The sequence below is a fragment of the Xanthomonas sp. WHRI 8932A genome (assembly GCF_035012785.1).
Classification (GTDB): Bacteria; Pseudomonadota; Gammaproteobacteria; order Xanthomonadales; family Xanthomonadaceae; genus Xanthomonas.
In genome coordinates this window covers 13,680-29,520 of record NZ_JAYGQQ010000005.1, presented here as the reverse complement: position 1 = coordinate 29,520, position 15,841 = coordinate 13,680, and the positions used below count along the sequence as shown (strand labels likewise).

Below are 15,841 nucleotides of genomic sequence, written 5' to 3'. Positions count from 1 at the left end.
CATCGCTGCATGTCGTCTCCCGCACCGAGCAGATGACATCGTTCACCCACACCGGGCCGAGCAGGACCGAGGTGTTCAATCAGCAATGGGCGGACAGCGCCGCGCAATGCCGCGACACGTTTCCGCAGACCACCTCGGTGCAACTCGGCCAGGTCAATACACGTGCGATCAACGCAAAGACCTTCAAGGTCACCGGCAAGTGGATCTGCAGGGGCTGATCGCCGCCGCAGGCGAGCAGTGCTGATTCAAGAGTCGGCCTGCTTCGGGCGTAATCGCCAGTCGAAAAAAGATCACGCAACTTTTCAATGGGGCGCCGTGAAATCATTGATAGAGCTAGCTCTCAGCAGCAAGTTCCCAGCCAGCGAAGGCGATCTTCAAGGCGGGATACGACGAAAGAGAGCAGGCAATACGGCAGTTTGACGAGGCTTACCTAGTCGGTCCGGTCTGTGCAGGATCGCCCATCCCACGTGTCAACTCCTGCTGCTGGGTCAACTCTCTCTGCTGCGCGATCGCCTGATTGGCAGCCAGCAGCTTCTGATCCGACTGCTCCACCGGAATATTGATGGCCTGATCAAGCTGCACATGTGCCCGCCTGTGAGCGGGATCATCCTGCCGACCTTCCACAGCGAAAAGATTGCCGTTCTTGCCCATCACGACTAGGTCAACTCGGCTCAGCTCATTTCCCGCCAGTGAATAGTCGGACTTGTCCGGATACGCGTCGCGGTTGTCCTTGCAGGCGGCCAACAGGCTTCGACTAACCCGCTCGCTCATATCGTCCCAGGGCTTGCCCACACTCTCGTCGATTTTGCGCACGCCGCTCCGAATCTGCTCGAGCATGTCGTGATTGGGATGAGCCGCGTCGTCTGGACTCAGCGGTCTAGCTGCTGAAGGGGAAGAATGCGCACTGGCAGCAGCCGGAACGACTGGCACGTAGGTATGGTTGTGCGCAGGATTCACGCTTCCGTCCTGCGTGTGGTCGAAGTGGTGCAACGTTGCCGGCGTGGTGGTGCTGTCGTAGTAAGGCAGCGGCGCTTTGTTCGGACCACGGTCCAGGCCCTCGTTTTCGATCAGGTGCTCTCTCAGTCCGAGGCCCGCCATATCGATGGTCACCCGTGGCCTCGCACCTTGGTACTGCACATTGGCCCGATCCTCGGCTCGGGCGATCTGCTCGACAGCCCAGGTTCCGTAATAATTTGTGTAGTCCGCAGTGGGCTGCAGATTGCCAGCTTGGTCGACGTGTTCGCCAAGTCCCACAGCGCGCTGCCCAGGCTGAGCGTACAGCGGTGAAGGCCGATCAAAGTAGTGCTGCCCCATGGCAGCGATGTTGCCTGGGGTCTGCGAAAGAGAGCCGTCCTGATTGAAGCTGAGGCCAGGTCGCGTAATCGCCTTGGGAACCGCCGACGTGGGATCTCGCTCGATGAAGTCCTCTGTTCGGCTGGTCGTCGTGGTCAACATCAAATCCACGCCGTTGGCCGTCGGATTTCCCTGGCGCTTCAAGCTCAGCAGTGCATTCCACCCCGCGATTTCCGCCTTTGCCTCGTCCTCCCGCCCGGCTTGTATGTAAGACCGCAGCTCGTTCGTGTAATCGTGGACCGGGCCCTGCACTTTCGCCTGGCGTTCGATATCCGACAAGAACGTGGCAGTCGCCTGGCTCTTCGCTGCGTGATTGAAACTGTGCTGGATCTCATGTCCCAACACGAAGGTCGTAGAATCCGCGTTGAAGCTCCCGCCAGGATTGGCAGCGGTTCTGGTTTGCAAGCCGATAGGCGGCAAGTTCATTATTTTTTGATTGCCGTCGTATGTTCCGCCGGCAGCTTGGCCCGGACCAACGAACCCGAAGCCCTCAAGGTTTGCACGTTTTGGATTGTGCGTATCTGACGCGTCAATTGTGGTCGCGGCCTTCTTGATCTCGTCTGCCAAGAAGGGCGAGTTGTTGATGCTGGACTGCAGATTGCTGACCATATCCTGTGTAACAGGGTGACTGGTCCGCGCTGCATCTTGGTAGGTGCTATGGGCGAACGCGACCGACATCTGCTGGACCTGCAGCGCGCCTTTCAAGTCACTGCCTGCAGTCGTTCCAGCGGGGGGCAAGCTCGCCGTCGGCAAAGTAACCACGCCACTCTGGATGTCGTACGTCCCCACCAGGTTAGGCGCACTACTACCGGCTGACTGCAACGCAAAGCCTCGTAGGCTTCCTGCCTGTGCCTGCTGGTCAAACTGCGCCAGGAGCACGGCATCCGCGCTGATCGCGTTGCGTAGCTGGGCGACCTGGTCTTGCGTTACTCCTTGTTGCCCGGCGAACTGAGCCAATGCCGCTTCGAGCTGGGGGCTAGGGCTTGCCATGTGCTTCTTCCTTGATTAGCCCAAAGTGCTGATCGATTTGACGCACATCCGGGTGGCAGAGCCGACAACGATGTTCTGCGGAACAATGGAAATAACGATGTCTCCGCCAGCCTCGCTTGTCGACGCTTTCACATAGTGCAGGTCTTCCAGCTGACCAATTGGACCGTGTGTCGGCGAACTGACGAAGCCCATGCTTTTGAGCGATTGATCGTAGTAGGCGAAATCTAAGCTGCAGACGGCACTCATGTCAGCGAAGCGATCACCCGTGTTGACGAACGTCAACTTGACCCCCTTTGAGTTGGAAGGCGACTCGGGGAAGTAATCGAATACGTAGCGCCAACCGCCCCCTAGATCACCACTCGGAAAGCCGGCGCCTAGCGCGCCTGGCTCAAGCTTCAGCTCGATACCCATCACTTCCCGAACCCTATCCAGACTGATCTCGTCCCGGGATTTCAGGCCCTCGATCAGCTTTAACAGGCGCTTGCCAATCTCCTCGGCACTGAGTGCGGAATTCCTACCTGTGTCGGCCTCGTGTGTTGTCATGGTGCTGTGTTCCTTCGGGGAAGGCTGCGGAGTGTGGGCCTGGGGATGCGCACAGGCACAGAGCGCCATACCGCAGAGGGTCGCGATGATCAGGAACGGGGCGGCTCTGACAGGCCTCATTGACGCATTCCATGCGGGTGAACGATGGAAGCTAGCCAAGCGAGAATGAACGGCCAGTTAAGTTTTGCGGAGAGTCGACAATCGCCCTGGAGCAGCTGGTTTTTCATGGTGAGAGCCTTCTTGGATTCGCTCGCGGCGATCGGAGGTGAGGCTCTCGGCCTTCAGGTGATTGAGCGTGCCGCAACGCGGGCACTTGATCTAGATTTCATCGAAGGCGCCGGCCTTGCACAGCAGGCGGGCGCAGTCGCCACAATGGAGCTTCTTGAGCATTGCGTGGTCTTGCAGGGGGAAAGGATTACGCGGCCGCTGGCGGCGCATAGGCGGCGAAGGCGATCACCTCATCGTCCACTCAATCGTTATGGACTGAAGCACCGCGGCATCACGGATACCGAGAGCACGCTTGCCGACAAGCAGGAAGCTGCCGGCCACAGAACGCGGAGAATGACGCAACGTTATTCCCACGATGTGCTAGTGGTGAAGCCGCTTGGCCGGCCTTGATCGGCCGTGGTCTTCGACACAATTGCGGCCGAGGAACGCATCTCCGCTCAGTTATTTTCCCGGCAATTTTCCCGGAGACACAAAAAAGGCGCCTACGGCGCCTTCTAAGCTGCTGATTTAGTTGGTGGGCCGTGATGGATTCGAACCATCGACCAAAAGATTAAAAGTCTTCTGCTCTACCGACTGAGCTAACGGCCCACTGACCCGACTTTGCGTCGGGGTGCGCATTCTACCCTACACAGGCGTCAAGACGAAATCGCGTAATGCGTGGGGTCCTGAACGCCGGCGTCGGCAAAGCCGGCGGCGCGCAGCCGGCAGGCGTCGCAGTGTCCGCAGGCGCGTCCGTCGGCGTCGGCGCGGTAGCAGGACACGGTGAGGCCGAAGTCCACGCCCAGGCGCACGCCTTCGCGCACGATGTCGGCCTTGCTGAGGAACTGCAGCGGTGCGTGGACGCGCAAGCCGGCGCCTTCCACGCCGGCCTTGGTGGCTAGGTTGGCCAGTACTTCGAAGGCGCGCACGAATTCGGGGCGGCAGTCCGGATAACCGGAGTAGTCCACCGCATTGACGCCGCAGAACAGGTCGTTGGCGCCGACCACTTCGGCCCAGCCGAGCGCCAGCGACAGCATGATGGTGTTGCGCGCGGGCACGTAGGTGACCGGGATGCCGTCGCCGCCGGCCTCCGGCACCTCGATGTCGTCGGTGAGCGCCGAGCCGCCGATGCTGCGCAGATCCACGTCGACCACCTTGTGCGCGACGACGCCCTGCGCCGCGGCAACGCGTGCGGCCGCATCCAGTTCGGAGGTATGGCGTTGACCGTAGCGCACGCTCAGCGCGTACACGGCAAAGCCCTGCTCCTGCGCGAGCGCAATGACAGCGGCGGAGTCCATGCCTCCGGACAACAGGACGACAGCTTTTCTCATTTCAGGACGGCATCGACAACGGAAGACGCAAAGGCTAGCAGGGTCGGCGCCGGGCCGCGATGGTGAGCGGCCTGTTCGGCACACACATCCGCCGAGACGACATGACGGAGGCGCTGGAGACTGCTTGGTAGCCGAGGTCAGAATGCGCTGGTGCGTCAACAGCGCGCCACTGGCGATGACCAATCGCGCCTCGCCTACTTCCAGCGCAATCGCGTTGATCGACCAGCACTATCCGTCACGACGACCATGCGCGTGCATCCATTCGGCATGCCGTTTTCCAGGCAGATTGCAGGGCGTCTGTGCGGACCACTGTCAGCTACCGATACGACTCAAAGCACCACCTCGCGATTGCTTCTGAAGGCACGCATGCTGGTTGGTGCCGCGCTAGCACGGGAGACGTCGGATGTTGCAGCCGCTGTGGAGACAGCCTCCTTCCCGCCATACCCGCGCCAACGCGTCTGCAACGCAACCGGCGTACTCAGGACGGCCGACAAAACGGAGCGAGCAGTCGTCAGGTGGGGGTTGGCGGCGCACTCAGAGCAGGCATGGAAGCGTGGTCCATGCCGCGCCGAGCGCCGGCTGTGCCCGCATGGCGGTGCGCGCAGTCGCTCTGTTAGTCGCTCTTAGCGGCCCGGCTCGTCGTCCCAGAGAATCTTGTGCAGCTGCATCTGGAAGCGGACCGGCAGGCGGTCGGCCACGATCCAGTCGGCGAGCTGGCGCGGCGCGACTTCGCTCTTGCTGGGCGAAAACCACACCGTGCAACGGCGGTCGAGCGCATGCGTCACCACGATCTCGCGCGACCATTCGTAATCGGCGCGGCTGCAGATCACGAACTTGATCTGGTCGCGTGCGGTCAGCAATGCCAGGTTGTCCCAACGGTTGCGCTGCTCTTCGCCCGAGGCAGGCGTCTTGATGTCGACCACACGCGAGACGCGGGCATCGACCTCGGAAACATCCAGTGCGCCGGAGGTTTCCAGCGACACATCGAAACCGGCATCGCACAGCTTCTGCAGCAGTACCAGGCAGCGCTTTTGCGCCAGCGGCTCACCGCCGGTCACGCAGACATGCCGCACACCATGACTGGCGACCTCGGCCACGATCGCGTCGATGTCATGCCACTGGCCGCCGTGGAAGGCGTAGGCGGTGTCGCAGTAGTTGCACCGCAACGGGCAGCCGGTCAGGCGCACAAACACGGTTGGCCAGCCAGCCGCTTCGGCTTCGCCTTGCAGGGACAGGAAGATTTCGGTGATCTTCAATCGCGGCAACGGCGACTGGACGATCTCGCTGGGGACGGCGGCGGCGTTCATGGGCAAAGTATGCGCCGCGCCAACAGGCGACGACGCGCGGGCTCAGCGCAGTTGCTGGCCGAGACGGATGGACTGCAGGCGTTCCTGGGCGACGCGTGCTGCGTCCGAGCCCTGGTACTGAGAGACGACCTGCTGCAAGGTTTGCTGGGCTTCGTTGTTCTTGCCTTCGCCGTACTGCGACAGGCCGAGCTTCAACAGACCGCCAGCGGCCTTGTCATGCGTGGGATAGCGGCTGACGAGATCGCGGAACTGCGCCTCGGCGAGCTGGAAATTGCGGGTGGCGTAATAACTTTCACCCAGCCAATACAGCGCATTGGGGGTGTAGACACCATTGGGATAGAGCTCGAGAAAGCTCAGGAACAGCTGCGACGCGTCGTCGTATTTGCCGTTCTTCAATGCATCGAACGCAACGTTGTAGGCAGTGCGCTCATCGTTACTGACAGCCAGGGTGCCTGCGTCGCCATGGACGGACGGCGGCTTCTCGGAAGTAGCCGCCGCTGCAGGCCGCGCGGCCGGAGCCGGGGCTGGGGGGACGCTGCCGGTGGCAGAAGGCAGCGGAGGCGTTGCGCCACCTGCACCTTCCAACCGGTTCAGACGTCCGTCCAGGTCCAGATACTGGTCCTTGGACTGTTGCTTGAGTTGCTCGTTGTCGTGCTGCAGCTGTTCAACGGTCGCTCGCAAGCCCTGCAGGTCCGAACGCGCCTGCTGCAACTGGTTGAGAAGATCGTTGTTGGCCTGGCTGTTGGCCTGCTGCTGCTCAAGCACCGCCACACGATCAGCGAGACTGGCTCGCTGGGCGTATGCCGGCGCGGCGACCACAAGGGCCGCCGCGACGAACAGAGATGTCACTCGAAAGCGCATCGTTTCTTACTGAGCCGTGTACACGATTTCGACGCGACGGTTCTGCGACCAGCAGCTTTCGCTGGTTTCGGTGCAGACCGGACGCTCTTCACCGTAGCTGACGACGGTCAGCTGGCTGGCCGAACCACCGGCAGCCTGCAGCGACGACGACACTGCGTTGCCGCGGCGCTCGCCCAGGCCCATGTTGTACTCGCGCGAACCGCGCTCGTCAGCATTGCCCTGCAGGGTGATGCGCGAGGACGGACGGTCGCGCAGGTACTTGGCGTGGCACGCCATGATGGCCTGGAATTCCGGCTTCAGGGAGTCCTGATCCAGATCGAAGTAGACAACGCGCTGGCGCAGGCAAGCATCGGTATCCAGGTCGCCCGGGCCGTACAGGCCAGAGGTGGCCGGGCCGGTGGGAACGGAGGAACCGGCGGTGGTATCGGTTGCAGGAGGCGGAGTTTCCTTCACCTTCTTCGAGCAACCAGCCAGCACGGCAACGGACAACAGGGAGACAAGCAAGACGCGGGTGGACTTGTTCATGGGATACCTATGGAGGCTCTGGGCCAATGAGTGGTTTAACGCAGCGAAATATTAACATTAATGCGCGGTTCGGTAAGGCCCCCAAGCGGGTTCTCTCACATCACCATCGGCCAGAACCAGACGCTGGCGAACCCGAGCGTCGGCGGATACGGCGTAAAGCACGCCCCGGCCACCCTCACGTGCGGCGTACAACACCATGCTGGCGTTGGGCGCAAAGCTCGGCGATTCGTCCAGCGAACCCGGCGAGAGCGTGCTCCAGCTGGGCGAACCCAGGCTGCGATCCATCATGGCGATGCGGTAGCTATTGCCACTGCCCTGCGCCACGGCAATCTTCTTGCCGTCGAACGACACGCTGGCGGTCGCGTTGTAATTGCCCTGGAAGGTCACGCGGTTGGCGCTGCCGCCGCTGGCAGCCACCTGGTAGATCTGCGGACGACCGCCGCGATCGGAGGTGAAATAGATGCTGCTGCCATCCGGCGCCCAGGTCGGCTCGGTATCGATGCCGAAGTGGTTAGTCAGCTGGGTCAGCTGCTTGCTGCCCAGATCCATCACGTAGATCTCCGGATTGCCGCTGCGCGACAGCGCCAGCGCCAGGCGACGGCCGTCCGGCGAGAACGACGGTGCGCCATTGATGCCGCGGAAGCTGGAGACCAGCTCACGTGCGCCGGTGGCGATGTCCTGCAGGTAGATCGAGGAATTGCCACGCTCGAAGCTCACGTAGGCCAGCTTCTTGCCATCCGGGCTCCAGTTCGGCGACAGCAACGGCTCGGCCGAGCGCACGATGGTCTGCGGGTTGTAGCCATCCGAATCGGCCACCATCAGCGCGTAGCGCATGGCGCCACCCTTGCCGCTGGCGGTCACGTAGGCGATACGGGTCCAGAACGCGCCGCGCACGCCGGTGATTTTTTCGTAGATCGCATCGGCCATCTGGTGCGACACGTCACGCATCGCATTGGCGCGCGCGGTCATCGCCAGGCCGAGCATGCGCTCGCCCTTGGCCACGTCGAACAGTTCGTACTCCACGCGATATGCGCCCTCGCCCGCATCCATCACGCGGCCGACGACGATGTAGTTCTGCTTGAGGGTGCGCCAGGTCTGGAACTGCACCTCGGTGCCGCGGGTCGGCTTTTCGACGATCTGCGCTGCCGGCAACGTGCGGAACTGGCCGGAACGATCCAGGTCGGCGCCGACGACGGCAGACACATCGGTCTGCGGTGCGGTGCCGGAGCCTTGGTAGGGCATGGGGATGACAGTGATCGGCGTCGCCGAGGCGCTACCGCCCACGATGTCGATGGTGAGCCCTTGCTGTTGCGCGAGTGCGCTCAGCGGCAACAACAGGGCGGTCAAGGCAGCTAGCCAACGCAGCGGTTTTTTCATGGACGGCTCGGATCGGGCAGGAAAAGTGTGCAAGGGATACCAATCAGCGAGTGAACATACTCGCAATCATGAACGAGACAACGTGAAAATGGAGCGAGCGGTCGAGCGGCGAGGCAACTTCGTCAGGCCTGAATCTGGTCAGGCGCTACCAAGCCGCAATCGACGCCGGCAAGACATGAGACGACAACGCATTGACCCGGTTGTCATCAAACGCCTCGTCCCCCGGTGCAGCGCTCGCAAGCTGCCGCACCGCGATCCACCCAACGATTACTGATCCTGCGCGGTGAATACGAAGGTCAGATTGCGCTGGAACACCGATTCGAACCCGCGATACGGCAGCGGCTGTGCGCTCAACACGGCAGCCTCGATCGAGCGCTGGCCGGCCTCGTCGTACGGGCAACCCGGCGCGACCTTGGCTTCCATCACGCTGCCACCAGGCAACTGACGGATGTTGATGGTGCACTTCTGCCCCGGCGGCACCGATGGCGGGCGCACCCACTGGGCAAGCACCTTCTGCTGGATCGCAGCAGCGTACTTGGCCGACAGGTCGGTACTGGTGCCGCCCTGCCCTGCAGTTGGCTGCGCACTGGTCGCTGCTGCGGCAGAAGCCTGCTGCGCGCGCGCAGCCGCAACCTGACGCAGCTTCTGCTCGGCCAGCGTAGCTTCCTTGGTGGCCTGCTCGCGCTGGCGGCGGATGTCGGCGATCTTCTTCTGGCGCTCGGCGTCGGCCGCCTGCTCGGCAGCCGCCTGCTTCTTCTTGGCGTCGGCCTCTTCCTGCTGCTTGGCCAGGCGCAGTTTCTGCTCGGCCTCTTCCTGACGCTTACGTTCGGTCAGGTCGATCTGCTCCTGGCGGCGCTTGGCTTCCTGTTCCTGCTTGGCCTTCTCTTCGGAAATGGCCAACGCATCGACCTTGTCCTGGTCGACCTTGTCCGGCTGGGCAACGCGTTCCTGCGCCTGTGCCTGCTGCTGCGTAGGCGCATCCTGCGGGCGCAGCTCCGGGATCGGCTGCGGCGGCGGCACACTTTCTTCCGGCGCGGGCTCGGGCAACGGTGCCGGCGGCGGGGGTGCTTCCACCGGCGTGGCCTTCAGCGCCTGACGCGCGACGCGTGCCTCGGCGGCGGAGACATCCAGCGAGGCTTCCATGCTGGGGTCGCCCGCAGCCGGTTCGACCGAGCGTTCGGGCGACCACAGCCAGCCGGCGATGAACACCAGCGCGACCAGAATATGCACGACCAAGGCCAGCATGACCGGTCGCAGCCAGCCATCCTCGCGCGCGCCCTGGGTGGGGAGTGCGTCAGCGTGCATCGCTGCCTGCAGTGCCGCCGGAGTCGGAGATCAGGCCGACTTTCTCGACCTTGGCCTGCTTGAGCACGTCGATGGCGTCCATGATCTTTTGATACGGCGCGGCGCGATCGCCAGCCACCACCACGCGTGCGTCCTTGTCCTGCGCCACGATGGCGGCCAGCTGCGCCTGCAGCGCATTGACGTCCATGGCCTGCGGCTTGCCCTTGGGCAGCTGCAATGCCAGTTGGCCATCGGCGGCAACCACCACCACGATCGGGTCCTGCTTGCTTTCCAGCGCCTTGGCGCGCGAGCTCGGCAGGCTGACGTCGGTGCTCAGGGTCAACAGCGGCGCGGTCACCATGAAGATGATCAGCAGCACCAGCATCACGTCGATGTATGGCACGACGTTGATGTCGGATTTGAGCTTGCGCTTCTTACGGCGGGAAATACCGGAAATCATCGCGAAACGTTCCTAATTAATCCCTCGCACAGACGTGTGCGACCTGTCGCCAGTGGCTCGCCTGTCCAGGTGCTGCAGACCAGTGCGTGCGCATTGGCGCTGGACGTATCCAGCCGCCGCGCGGTGCAGGTTCCTGCAACGCGCGCGCGCAGGCCAGAGAGCTTGCGAGAGAGGCGCATTACTCGTCCGCGCCAGCCTGGCGCTGCAGGATGGAGCTGAACTCGTCGGCGAAGGTTTCGTAGCGCACCGACAGCCGTTCCACGCGGGTGGTGAAGCGGTTGTAGGCCCACACCGCCGGGATCGCCACGAACAAGCCGATGGCGGTGGCGAACAAGGCTTCGGAAATACCCGGCGCCACGGCCGCGATACCGGCCTGCTCGCCGCTGCTGACCATGTCGTGCATGGTCACCATGATGCCGAACACGGTGCCGACCAGGCCGACGTACGGCGCGGTAGAGCCGATGTTGGCCAGCAATTCGAGATTGCGCTCCAGCTGATCGACCTCACGGGTGAAGGCGGTCCGCATGGCGCGCTGTGCGCCTTCGAGCTGCACGCGCGCATCCAGGCGACGGCGATCGCGCAGCCGCGAAAATTCGCGGAACCCGCTTTCGAACATCGATTCCAGACCGCCGACGGTGCGGTTGCGGTCGGTTGCCGAAGCGTAGAGCTTGGCAAGATCGGCGCCGGACCAGAAGCGGTTTTCGAACTCGTCCGCCTCGCGGTTGGCCTGCTTGAACGCACGCGCCTTGCGGAAAATGATCACCCAACTGATGAACGAGCCGATCAACAGCAACAGCACGATGATCTTCACCGGGATGCTGGCGCGCAGGATCAGATCAACATAGTTGATGCTGCTGTTATGCGCCGCCGTGGCGGTTTGCGCCGCGGCCGCGGTGACTTCCTGCGGTAGTGCTTCCACTACCGTGTCCTGCAGGGCCAGGAGCAATGCAATCGACATCCGTTGGTTCCTCAGTAATCTGATTCTGGGGTTTCTAAAGCTTTCAACACGTCATACAGCGCATCGTCCATGCCACGCGGGCGGAAGTCGCTGGTGCCGAGTGCGGCGATGCGCACCTCGGCAGTCAACAGCACCTCGCCTTCGCGACGGACCGACTGCGCAAACAGCAGGCTGGCCCGTTTGCATTTCAGCAATACCGCCGACACAGACAGCGCATCGTCGAGCCGGGCCGGCTTGAGGAAATCCAGTTGCATCGAGCGGACCGCAAACACCAGACCGTGCTCCTGGCGCATCAAATCCTGCCCGTAACCGACCGCGCGCATCCACTCGGTGCGCGCGCGTTCCATGAAAGCAACGTAGCGCGCGTGGTAGACCACCCCGCCGGCGTCGGTATCTTCCCAGTAGACGCGTGTCGGCCAACTGAATACAGGCGGGGAATCGGGAGACGGGAATCGGGAATCGGTGGTCATGGGGACGGATTGTTGGTCGGGACGGCCTGAGCAAGCGACAAGCAGAGCGTCATCAGAACAGGTCTCCCGGCTCGCCGATGGCTGGTGCGCGGTCGCGCGGCGGCTTCAGGCCCAGGTGCAGATAGGCCTTGGTGGTGACCATGCGGCCGCGCGCGGTGCGGATCAGAAAACCCTGCTGGATCAGGTAGGGCTCGATCACGTCTTCCAGCGTGCCGCGCTCTTCCGACAACGAGGCGGCCAAGGATTCCACGCCCACGGGGCCGCCGTCGAAATGTTCGACGATGGTGCGCAACATGCGGCGATCGAGCTCGTCGAAGCCTTCCGGGTCGACCTTGAGCATCTGCATGGCGGCCTGCGCCACCGGCAGATCGATATGGCCGGCGGCCTTGACCTGGGCGAAATCGCGCACGCGGCGCAGCAGCCGGTTGGCGATACGCGGGGTGCCACGTGCGCGACGCGCGATCTCGGCGGCGCCGTCGGGCGTGCAGTCGATGCCCAGAATCGCGGCCGAGCGGATCACGATGCGAGTGAGCTCTGCCGGCGAATAGAACTCCAGCCGCTGCACGATGCCGAAACGGTCGCGCAGCGGCGCGGTGAGCAGGCCGGCGCGGGTGGTGGCGCCGATCAGCGTAAACGGCGGCAGATCGATCTTGATCGAGCGTGCGGCCGGGCCGTCGCCGATCATGATGTCGATCTGGAAATCTTCCATCGCCGGGTACAGCACTTCTTCCACCACGGGCGACAGCCGATGGATTTCGTCGATGAACAACACATCGTGCGGCTGCAGGTTGGTCAGCAGCGCGGCCAGATCGCCGGCCTTTTCGATCACCGGCCCGGAGGTGGAGCGCAGGTTGACGCCCAGCTCATTGGCAATGACGTGGCTGAGCGTGGTCTTGCCCAGGCCGGGCGGGCCGAAGATCAGCACATGATCCATCGCCTCGCCGCGCGCCTTGGCGGCCTGGATGTAGATCTCCATCTGCTCGCGCACCGGCTGCTGGCCGAGGTAATCGGCCAGGCGTTTGGGGCGGATGCTCGCATCGGCGGCATCGTCTTCGCGGGTGGCGCTGCTGGCGATGATGCGCTGTTCGGTCATCCCGCCATCTTCGCATGCCGCGCGCGGGCGGCGCAGCCTCTAGAAATCAAGATCGGCCTGCCGCAGCGCGCTGAAGAACGCATCGAAGCTGGGCGCGCGCCAGGTTGGGACCAGCCCCTCCCAGTTCTCGAAATAGACGACTTCCGGCTCGCCCTGCGGGCCGCGCGCGCGATAGTCCAGGCACAGCAGGCAATCGATGTTGTGGCACGACAGCACCAGCACCTGGTCCAGGCCGGCATGCAGGCACGCCGCCGCACTGAAGTCGTCCGGGTCTTCGAAGGCCGCGGCCAGGTCCAGCAGGCTGCCGATCTGCGCAAGCGGCGATAGATACCGATCCACCAGCACGCATTCCCAATCCACGTAATGCGCGGAAGCAAAGCGCGTGCGCGGCACCCAGCACCAGCCCGTGTCGCCGCCGTCCTGGACGCTATACAGCCGCTTGAACAACGCCGGCAAGCGCACGCCCAGCCGCGCTTCGGCAGCGGCCAGCGCACCGGCATCTGCGGCCGCTGCGGTGTCGTTCCAATGCCCGGGGCCTTTCCAGAAGGTGCGCAATGCCGGTGGCTGAGGCTGCCAGTGCACCAGCTCGTTCTCATCGTGCTTGGCCTGCAATGCAGGCGACCAGTACACGACATCGACCAGCTGCGACAGCAGAGCATCCACGTTCTCGAACACGATCAACCGACGGTTCCCGCCGGCATCGACATAGACCAGGGTGGGCTCGGCGCCGGGCACGGAATCATCCAGACACAAGGCCCGGCTGGGTGAGCGATGATCGGCGGCGATGACGATCAGGCGGCGATCGTCGCCACCGGCGGCCAGATCGGCAAACGCGTCGTCGCGGTAGTCCTCGCGGGCACGCACCTGCGCGAAGGAAAACAGCTCCGCACTGCCAAGCAGGCGTGCACGCGGAATCAGCCACTCAGCGGTGAGCCAGTTGTCCGGCTCATCGAGCGACTGCCCACGCGCCATCTGCACCGCGCCGCCGTCATAGCGCGCATACAACGTGCGTAGCCACGTCGGCAGATGCACCTCGAGCCGCGCTTGCGCAGCGGCGATGGCGGCCTCGCTCGCCGGTGTGCGCCCGAGATTCAGCGCTTCGTCCCAGAAGGTGTCCAGGCTCGGCGAGCGGCCGTAGACCATCCACTGCAGACCAGCCACGCTCAGATCTCCACTTGCGCGCCCAACTCGACCAGGCGGTTACCGGGAATACGGAAGAAGCCGGTGGCCGGGGCGGCGTTGCGATGCATCAGCGCAAACAGCTTGTCGCGCCAGATCGGCATGCCGCGGTTGGCGCTGGCCACGATGGTTTCGCGGCTGGCGAAGAAGGTGGTGTCCATCGGGTCGAAATGGATGCCGCCCTGGTCGCAGGAGCGCATCAGCGCCAGCGGCACGTCGGGCGTTTCCATGAAGCCGAAGCGCACGTAGACGCGGTAGAACTCGTCGCCGATCGATTCGATCTGCAGGCGCTTGTCTACCGGCGCATACGGGATCGGCAAGGTGTCGACGTTGAGGAAGATGTTGCGTTCGTGCAGCACCTTGTTGTGCTTGAGGTTGTGCATCAGCGCATGCGGCACGACCATCGGGTCGGCGGTCAAGAACACCGCCATGCCCGGCACGCGCGCCGGCGGGGCCAGCATCAGGCCCGGCAGGAAGCTGTCGATGCGGATGCCGTCCTTGCGGATCTCTTCGCGCAGCAGCGCGCGGCCACGCCGCCAGGTGCGCATCAAGGTAAACACCACGATGCCCAGCGCCAGCGGGAACCACGCACCCTGCAGCAGCTTGGCGCCGTTGGCGATGACAAACGCCAGCTCGATGATGAAGAACACCACGCACAGCGGCAGCACCCAGTTGCGCCAGCGCGGCCACAACGACCGCGCCACCAGGGCCAGCAGCAAGGTGTCGATCAGCATCGTCATCGAGACCGAAATGCCGTACGCCACTGCCAGATTGGTGGAGCTGCGGAAGATCAGCACCAGCGCGATCACCATCACCATCAACAGCCAGTTGATGCCGGGCACGTAGATCTGGCCGATGGTGGTGCGCGAGGTGTGCTTGATCTGCATGCGCGGGATGTAGCCCAGCTGCATGGCCTGGCGGGCCACCGAATACGCACCGGTGATCACCGCCTGCGAGGCGATTACCGCCGCCAGCGTGGCCAGGATGATCATCGGATACAGCGCCCAGCTGGGCACCGCTTCGAAGAACGGGTTTTTCAGTGCGGCAGGGTGATTGAGCACCAGGGCGCCCTGGCCCAGGTAATTGAGCAGCAGCATCGGCAGCACGAAGAAGTACCAGCCATGCCGGATCGGGCGCGCGCCGAAGTGGCCCATGTCCGCATACAGCGCTTCACCGCCGGTCACCGCCAGCACCACCGCGCCGAGGATGAACACCCCGTGCCAGCCGTGCTCCATGAAGAAGCGGATCGCCCACCACGGATTGAAGGCTTTCATCACTTCCGGCGCATCGACGATGTTCCAGATGCCGATCGCGCCCAGCGACAGAAACCACAGACAAGTGATCGGGCCGAACACCTTGCCGACCGTTTCGGTGCCGAAGCGCTGCACCATGAACACGATCAGCAGCACCACCACGGTGATCGGCACGATGAAGGGATGCAGGCTGGGCGCGGCGATTTCCAGGCCTTCCACCGCGCCCATCACCGAGATGGCCGGCGTGATCACGCCGTCGCCGAAGAACAGCGAGGCGCCGAAGATCCCGAGGATGCCGACCACGTACGCCGATCGCGAGCCCTGTTTGAGGGTGCGCTGGGTCAGCGCCATCAGCGCCATGATGCCGCCCTCGCCCTCGTTGTCGGCACGCATGATGATGGTGACGTACTTGAGCGTGACGGTGATCATCAGCGCCCAGAACGCCAGTGACAGCACGCCCAGCACGGTGTCGTGATCGCTGGTCAACCCGTAGTGCGGCGAAAACGCCTCCTTGAGGGTGTACAGCGGACTGGTGCCGATATCGCCGAAGACGACGCCGATGGCGCCGACGACCAAGGCCATATGGCTGTTGGCAGGCGCGTGGCCGTGGCCAGCTGCGGGAGTGGAGGTCTGTGACATTGAGTGGGCAG

Annotated in this window: 15 protein-coding genes, 1 tRNA gene, 1 other RNA gene and 2 pseudogenes; 2 read left to right on the top strand and 17 right to left on the bottom strand. The window is 63.6% G+C overall.

Features of this window, described 5'->3' with window-relative positions:
* Positions 1 to 32 precede the first annotated feature (32 nt).
* Positions 33 to 218 (top strand): hypothetical protein, encoded by a 186-nt coding sequence (locus VC212_RS09260; RefSeq protein WP_055850342.1) that lies wholly within the window; start codon positions 33 to 35, stop codon positions 216 to 218.
* A gap of 208 nt (positions 219 to 426) precedes the next feature.
* Here VC212_RS09260 and VC212_RS09255 read toward each other — a convergent pair whose 3' ends face one another.
* From VC212_RS09255 to VC212_RS09245, 3 genes and pseudogenes are all read right to left on the bottom strand, one after another.
* The gene (locus tag VC212_RS09255) at positions 427 to 2,343 is read right to left on the bottom strand and encodes an XVIPCD domain-containing protein (protein ID WP_323515479.1); all 1,917 of its coding nucleotides are present in this window, start codon (positions 2,341 to 2,343) and stop codon (positions 427 to 429) included.
* Positions 2,344 to 2,358: 15 nt separating this feature from the next.
* Entirely contained in the window at positions 2,359 to 3,006 is a 648-nt protein-coding gene (locus VC212_RS09250; protein WP_323515481.1) for a hypothetical protein, read from the bottom strand.
* A gap of 57 nt (positions 3,007 to 3,063) precedes the next feature.
* Positions 3,064 to 3,276, bottom strand: a pseudogene (locus VC212_RS09245) (Com family DNA-binding transcriptional regulator).
* Positions 3,277 to 3,357: 81 nt separating this feature from the next.
* On the opposite strand from VC212_RS09245, the pseudogene VC212_RS09240 reads away from it, so the two are divergent.
* Positions 3,358 to 3,504 (top strand): annotated as a pseudogene (locus tag VC212_RS09240) (integrase); the annotation flags it as partial.
* Between the two features lie 122 nt (positions 3,505 to 3,626).
* Here the strand turns inward: VC212_RS09240 and VC212_RS09235 are convergent.
* The 14 genes from VC212_RS09235 to VC212_RS09170 form a co-directional block, all read right to left on the bottom strand.
* Positions 3,627 to 3,702 (bottom strand) — tRNA-Lys (locus VC212_RS09235).
* Between the two features lie 47 nt (positions 3,703 to 3,749).
* A complete protein-coding gene (gene queC, locus VC212_RS09230) occupies positions 3,750 to 4,424 on the bottom strand; it encodes a 7-cyano-7-deazaguanine synthase QueC (RefSeq protein WP_323515482.1) in 675 nt (224 codons plus the stop codon).
* Positions 4,425 to 4,909: 485 nt separating this feature from the next.
* Positions 4,910 to 4,986, bottom strand: a non-coding RNA gene (locus tag VC212_RS09225) — sX9 sRNA.
* Positions 4,987 to 5,047: 61 nt separating this feature from the next.
* Positions 5,048 to 5,731, bottom strand: coding sequence for a 7-carboxy-7-deazaguanine synthase QueE (queE, locus tag VC212_RS09220; RefSeq protein ID WP_323515484.1), 684 nt, complete (start codon positions 5,729 to 5,731; stop codon positions 5,048 to 5,050).
* Positions 5,732 to 5,773: 42 nt separating this feature from the next.
* Complete coding sequence (gene ybgF / locus VC212_RS09215; RefSeq protein WP_055849101.1) at positions 5,774 to 6,592, bottom strand: tol-pal system protein YbgF; 819 nt, start codon at positions 6,590 to 6,592, stop codon at positions 5,774 to 5,776.
* A gap of 6 nt (positions 6,593 to 6,598) precedes the next feature.
* Entirely contained in the window at positions 6,599 to 7,117 is a 519-nt protein-coding gene (gene pal, locus VC212_RS09210; protein WP_039423449.1) for a peptidoglycan-associated lipoprotein Pal, read from the bottom strand.
* Between the two features lie 57 nt (positions 7,118 to 7,174).
* Positions 7,175 to 8,494, bottom strand: a complete 1,320-nt coding sequence (gene tolB / locus VC212_RS09205; protein WP_115513619.1) for a Tol-Pal system beta propeller repeat protein TolB — start codon at positions 8,492 to 8,494, stop codon at positions 7,175 to 7,177.
* A gap of 267 nt (positions 8,495 to 8,761) precedes the next feature.
* The gene (tolA, locus tag VC212_RS09200) at positions 8,762 to 9,799 is read right to left on the bottom strand and encodes a cell envelope integrity protein TolA (protein ID WP_323515486.1); all 1,038 of its coding nucleotides are present in this window, start codon (positions 9,797 to 9,799) and stop codon (positions 8,762 to 8,764) included.
* A complete protein-coding gene (tolR, locus tag VC212_RS09195) occupies positions 9,789 to 10,238 on the bottom strand; it encodes a protein TolR (RefSeq protein ID WP_005996094.1) in 450 nt (149 codons plus the stop codon). Before tolR ends, tolA begins: the two co-directional genes overlap by 11 nt.
* A gap of 178 nt (positions 10,239 to 10,416) precedes the next feature.
* Positions 10,417 to 11,196 carry a protein TolQ gene (gene tolQ / locus VC212_RS09190; RefSeq protein WP_005996093.1) on the bottom strand — a complete coding sequence of 260 codons (780 nt, stop codon included), beginning with the start codon at positions 11,194 to 11,196 and terminating at the stop codon, positions 10,417 to 10,419.
* 11 nt (positions 11,197 to 11,207) lie between these two features.
* Complete coding sequence (gene ybgC, locus VC212_RS09185) at positions 11,208 to 11,666, bottom strand: tol-pal system-associated acyl-CoA thioesterase (RefSeq protein WP_115513622.1); 459 nt, start codon at positions 11,664 to 11,666, stop codon at positions 11,208 to 11,210.
* A 52-nt stretch (positions 11,667 to 11,718) separates the two neighbouring features.
* Entirely contained in the window at positions 11,719 to 12,759 is a 1,041-nt protein-coding gene (gene ruvB / locus VC212_RS09180) for a Holliday junction branch migration DNA helicase RuvB (protein WP_055849093.1), read from the bottom strand.
* Between the two features lie 39 nt (positions 12,760 to 12,798).
* Positions 12,799 to 13,920 carry an SMI1/KNR4 family protein gene (locus tag VC212_RS09175; protein ID WP_323515487.1) on the bottom strand — a complete coding sequence of 374 codons (1,122 nt, stop codon included), beginning with the start codon at positions 13,918 to 13,920 and terminating at the stop codon, positions 12,799 to 12,801.
* A gap of 2 nt (positions 13,921 to 13,922) precedes the next feature.
* On the bottom strand, positions 13,923 to 15,830 hold the full coding sequence (locus VC212_RS09170; RefSeq protein ID WP_055849087.1) for a potassium transporter Kup: 1,908 nt from the start codon (positions 15,828 to 15,830) through the stop codon (positions 13,923 to 13,925).
* Positions 15,831 to 15,841: the final 11 nt, after the last annotated feature.

Coding starts and splice junctions, on each gene's coding strand:
- VC212_RS09260 (WP_055850342.1), top strand. CDS start 33: ATGACATCGTTCACCCACACCGGGCCGAGCAGGACCGAGGTGTTCAAT.
- VC212_RS09255 (WP_323515479.1), bottom strand. CDS start 2,343: ATGGCAAGCCCTAGCCCCCAGCTCGAAGCGGCATTGGCTCAGTTCGCC.
- VC212_RS09250 (WP_323515481.1), bottom strand. CDS start 3,006: ATGAGGCCTGTCAGAGCCGCCCCGTTCCTGATCATCGCGACCCTCTGC.
- queC (WP_323515482.1), bottom strand. CDS start 4,424: ATGAGAAAAGCTGTCGTCCTGTTGTCCGGAGGCATGGACTCCGCCGCT.
- queE (WP_323515484.1), bottom strand. CDS start 5,731: ATGAACGCCGCCGCCGTCCCCAGCGAGATCGTCCAGTCGCCGTTGCCG.
- ybgF (WP_055849101.1), bottom strand. CDS start 6,592: ATGCGCTTTCGAGTGACATCTCTGTTCGTCGCGGCGGCCCTTGTGGTC.
- pal (WP_039423449.1), bottom strand. CDS start 7,117: ATGAACAAGTCCACCCGCGTCTTGCTTGTCTCCCTGTTGTCCGTTGCC.
- tolB (WP_115513619.1), bottom strand. CDS start 8,494: ATGAAAAAACCGCTGCGTTGGCTAGCTGCCTTGACCGCCCTGTTGTTG.
- tolA (WP_323515486.1), bottom strand. CDS start 9,799: ATGCACGCTGACGCACTCCCCACCCAGGGCGCGCGCGAGGATGGCTGG.
- tolR (WP_005996094.1), bottom strand. CDS start 10,238: ATGATTTCCGGTATTTCCCGCCGTAAGAAGCGCAAGCTCAAATCCGAC.
- tolQ (WP_005996093.1), bottom strand. CDS start 11,196: ATGTCGATTGCATTGCTCCTGGCCCTGCAGGACACGGTAGTGGAAGCA.
- ybgC (WP_115513622.1), bottom strand. CDS start 11,666: ATGACCACCGATTCCCGATTCCCGTCTCCCGATTCCCCGCCTGTATTC.
- ruvB (WP_055849093.1), bottom strand. CDS start 12,759: ATGACCGAACAGCGCATCATCGCCAGCAGCGCCACCCGCGAAGACGAT.
- VC212_RS09170 (WP_055849087.1), bottom strand. CDS start 15,830: ATGTCACAGACCTCCACTCCCGCAGCTGGCCACGGCCACGCGCCTGCC.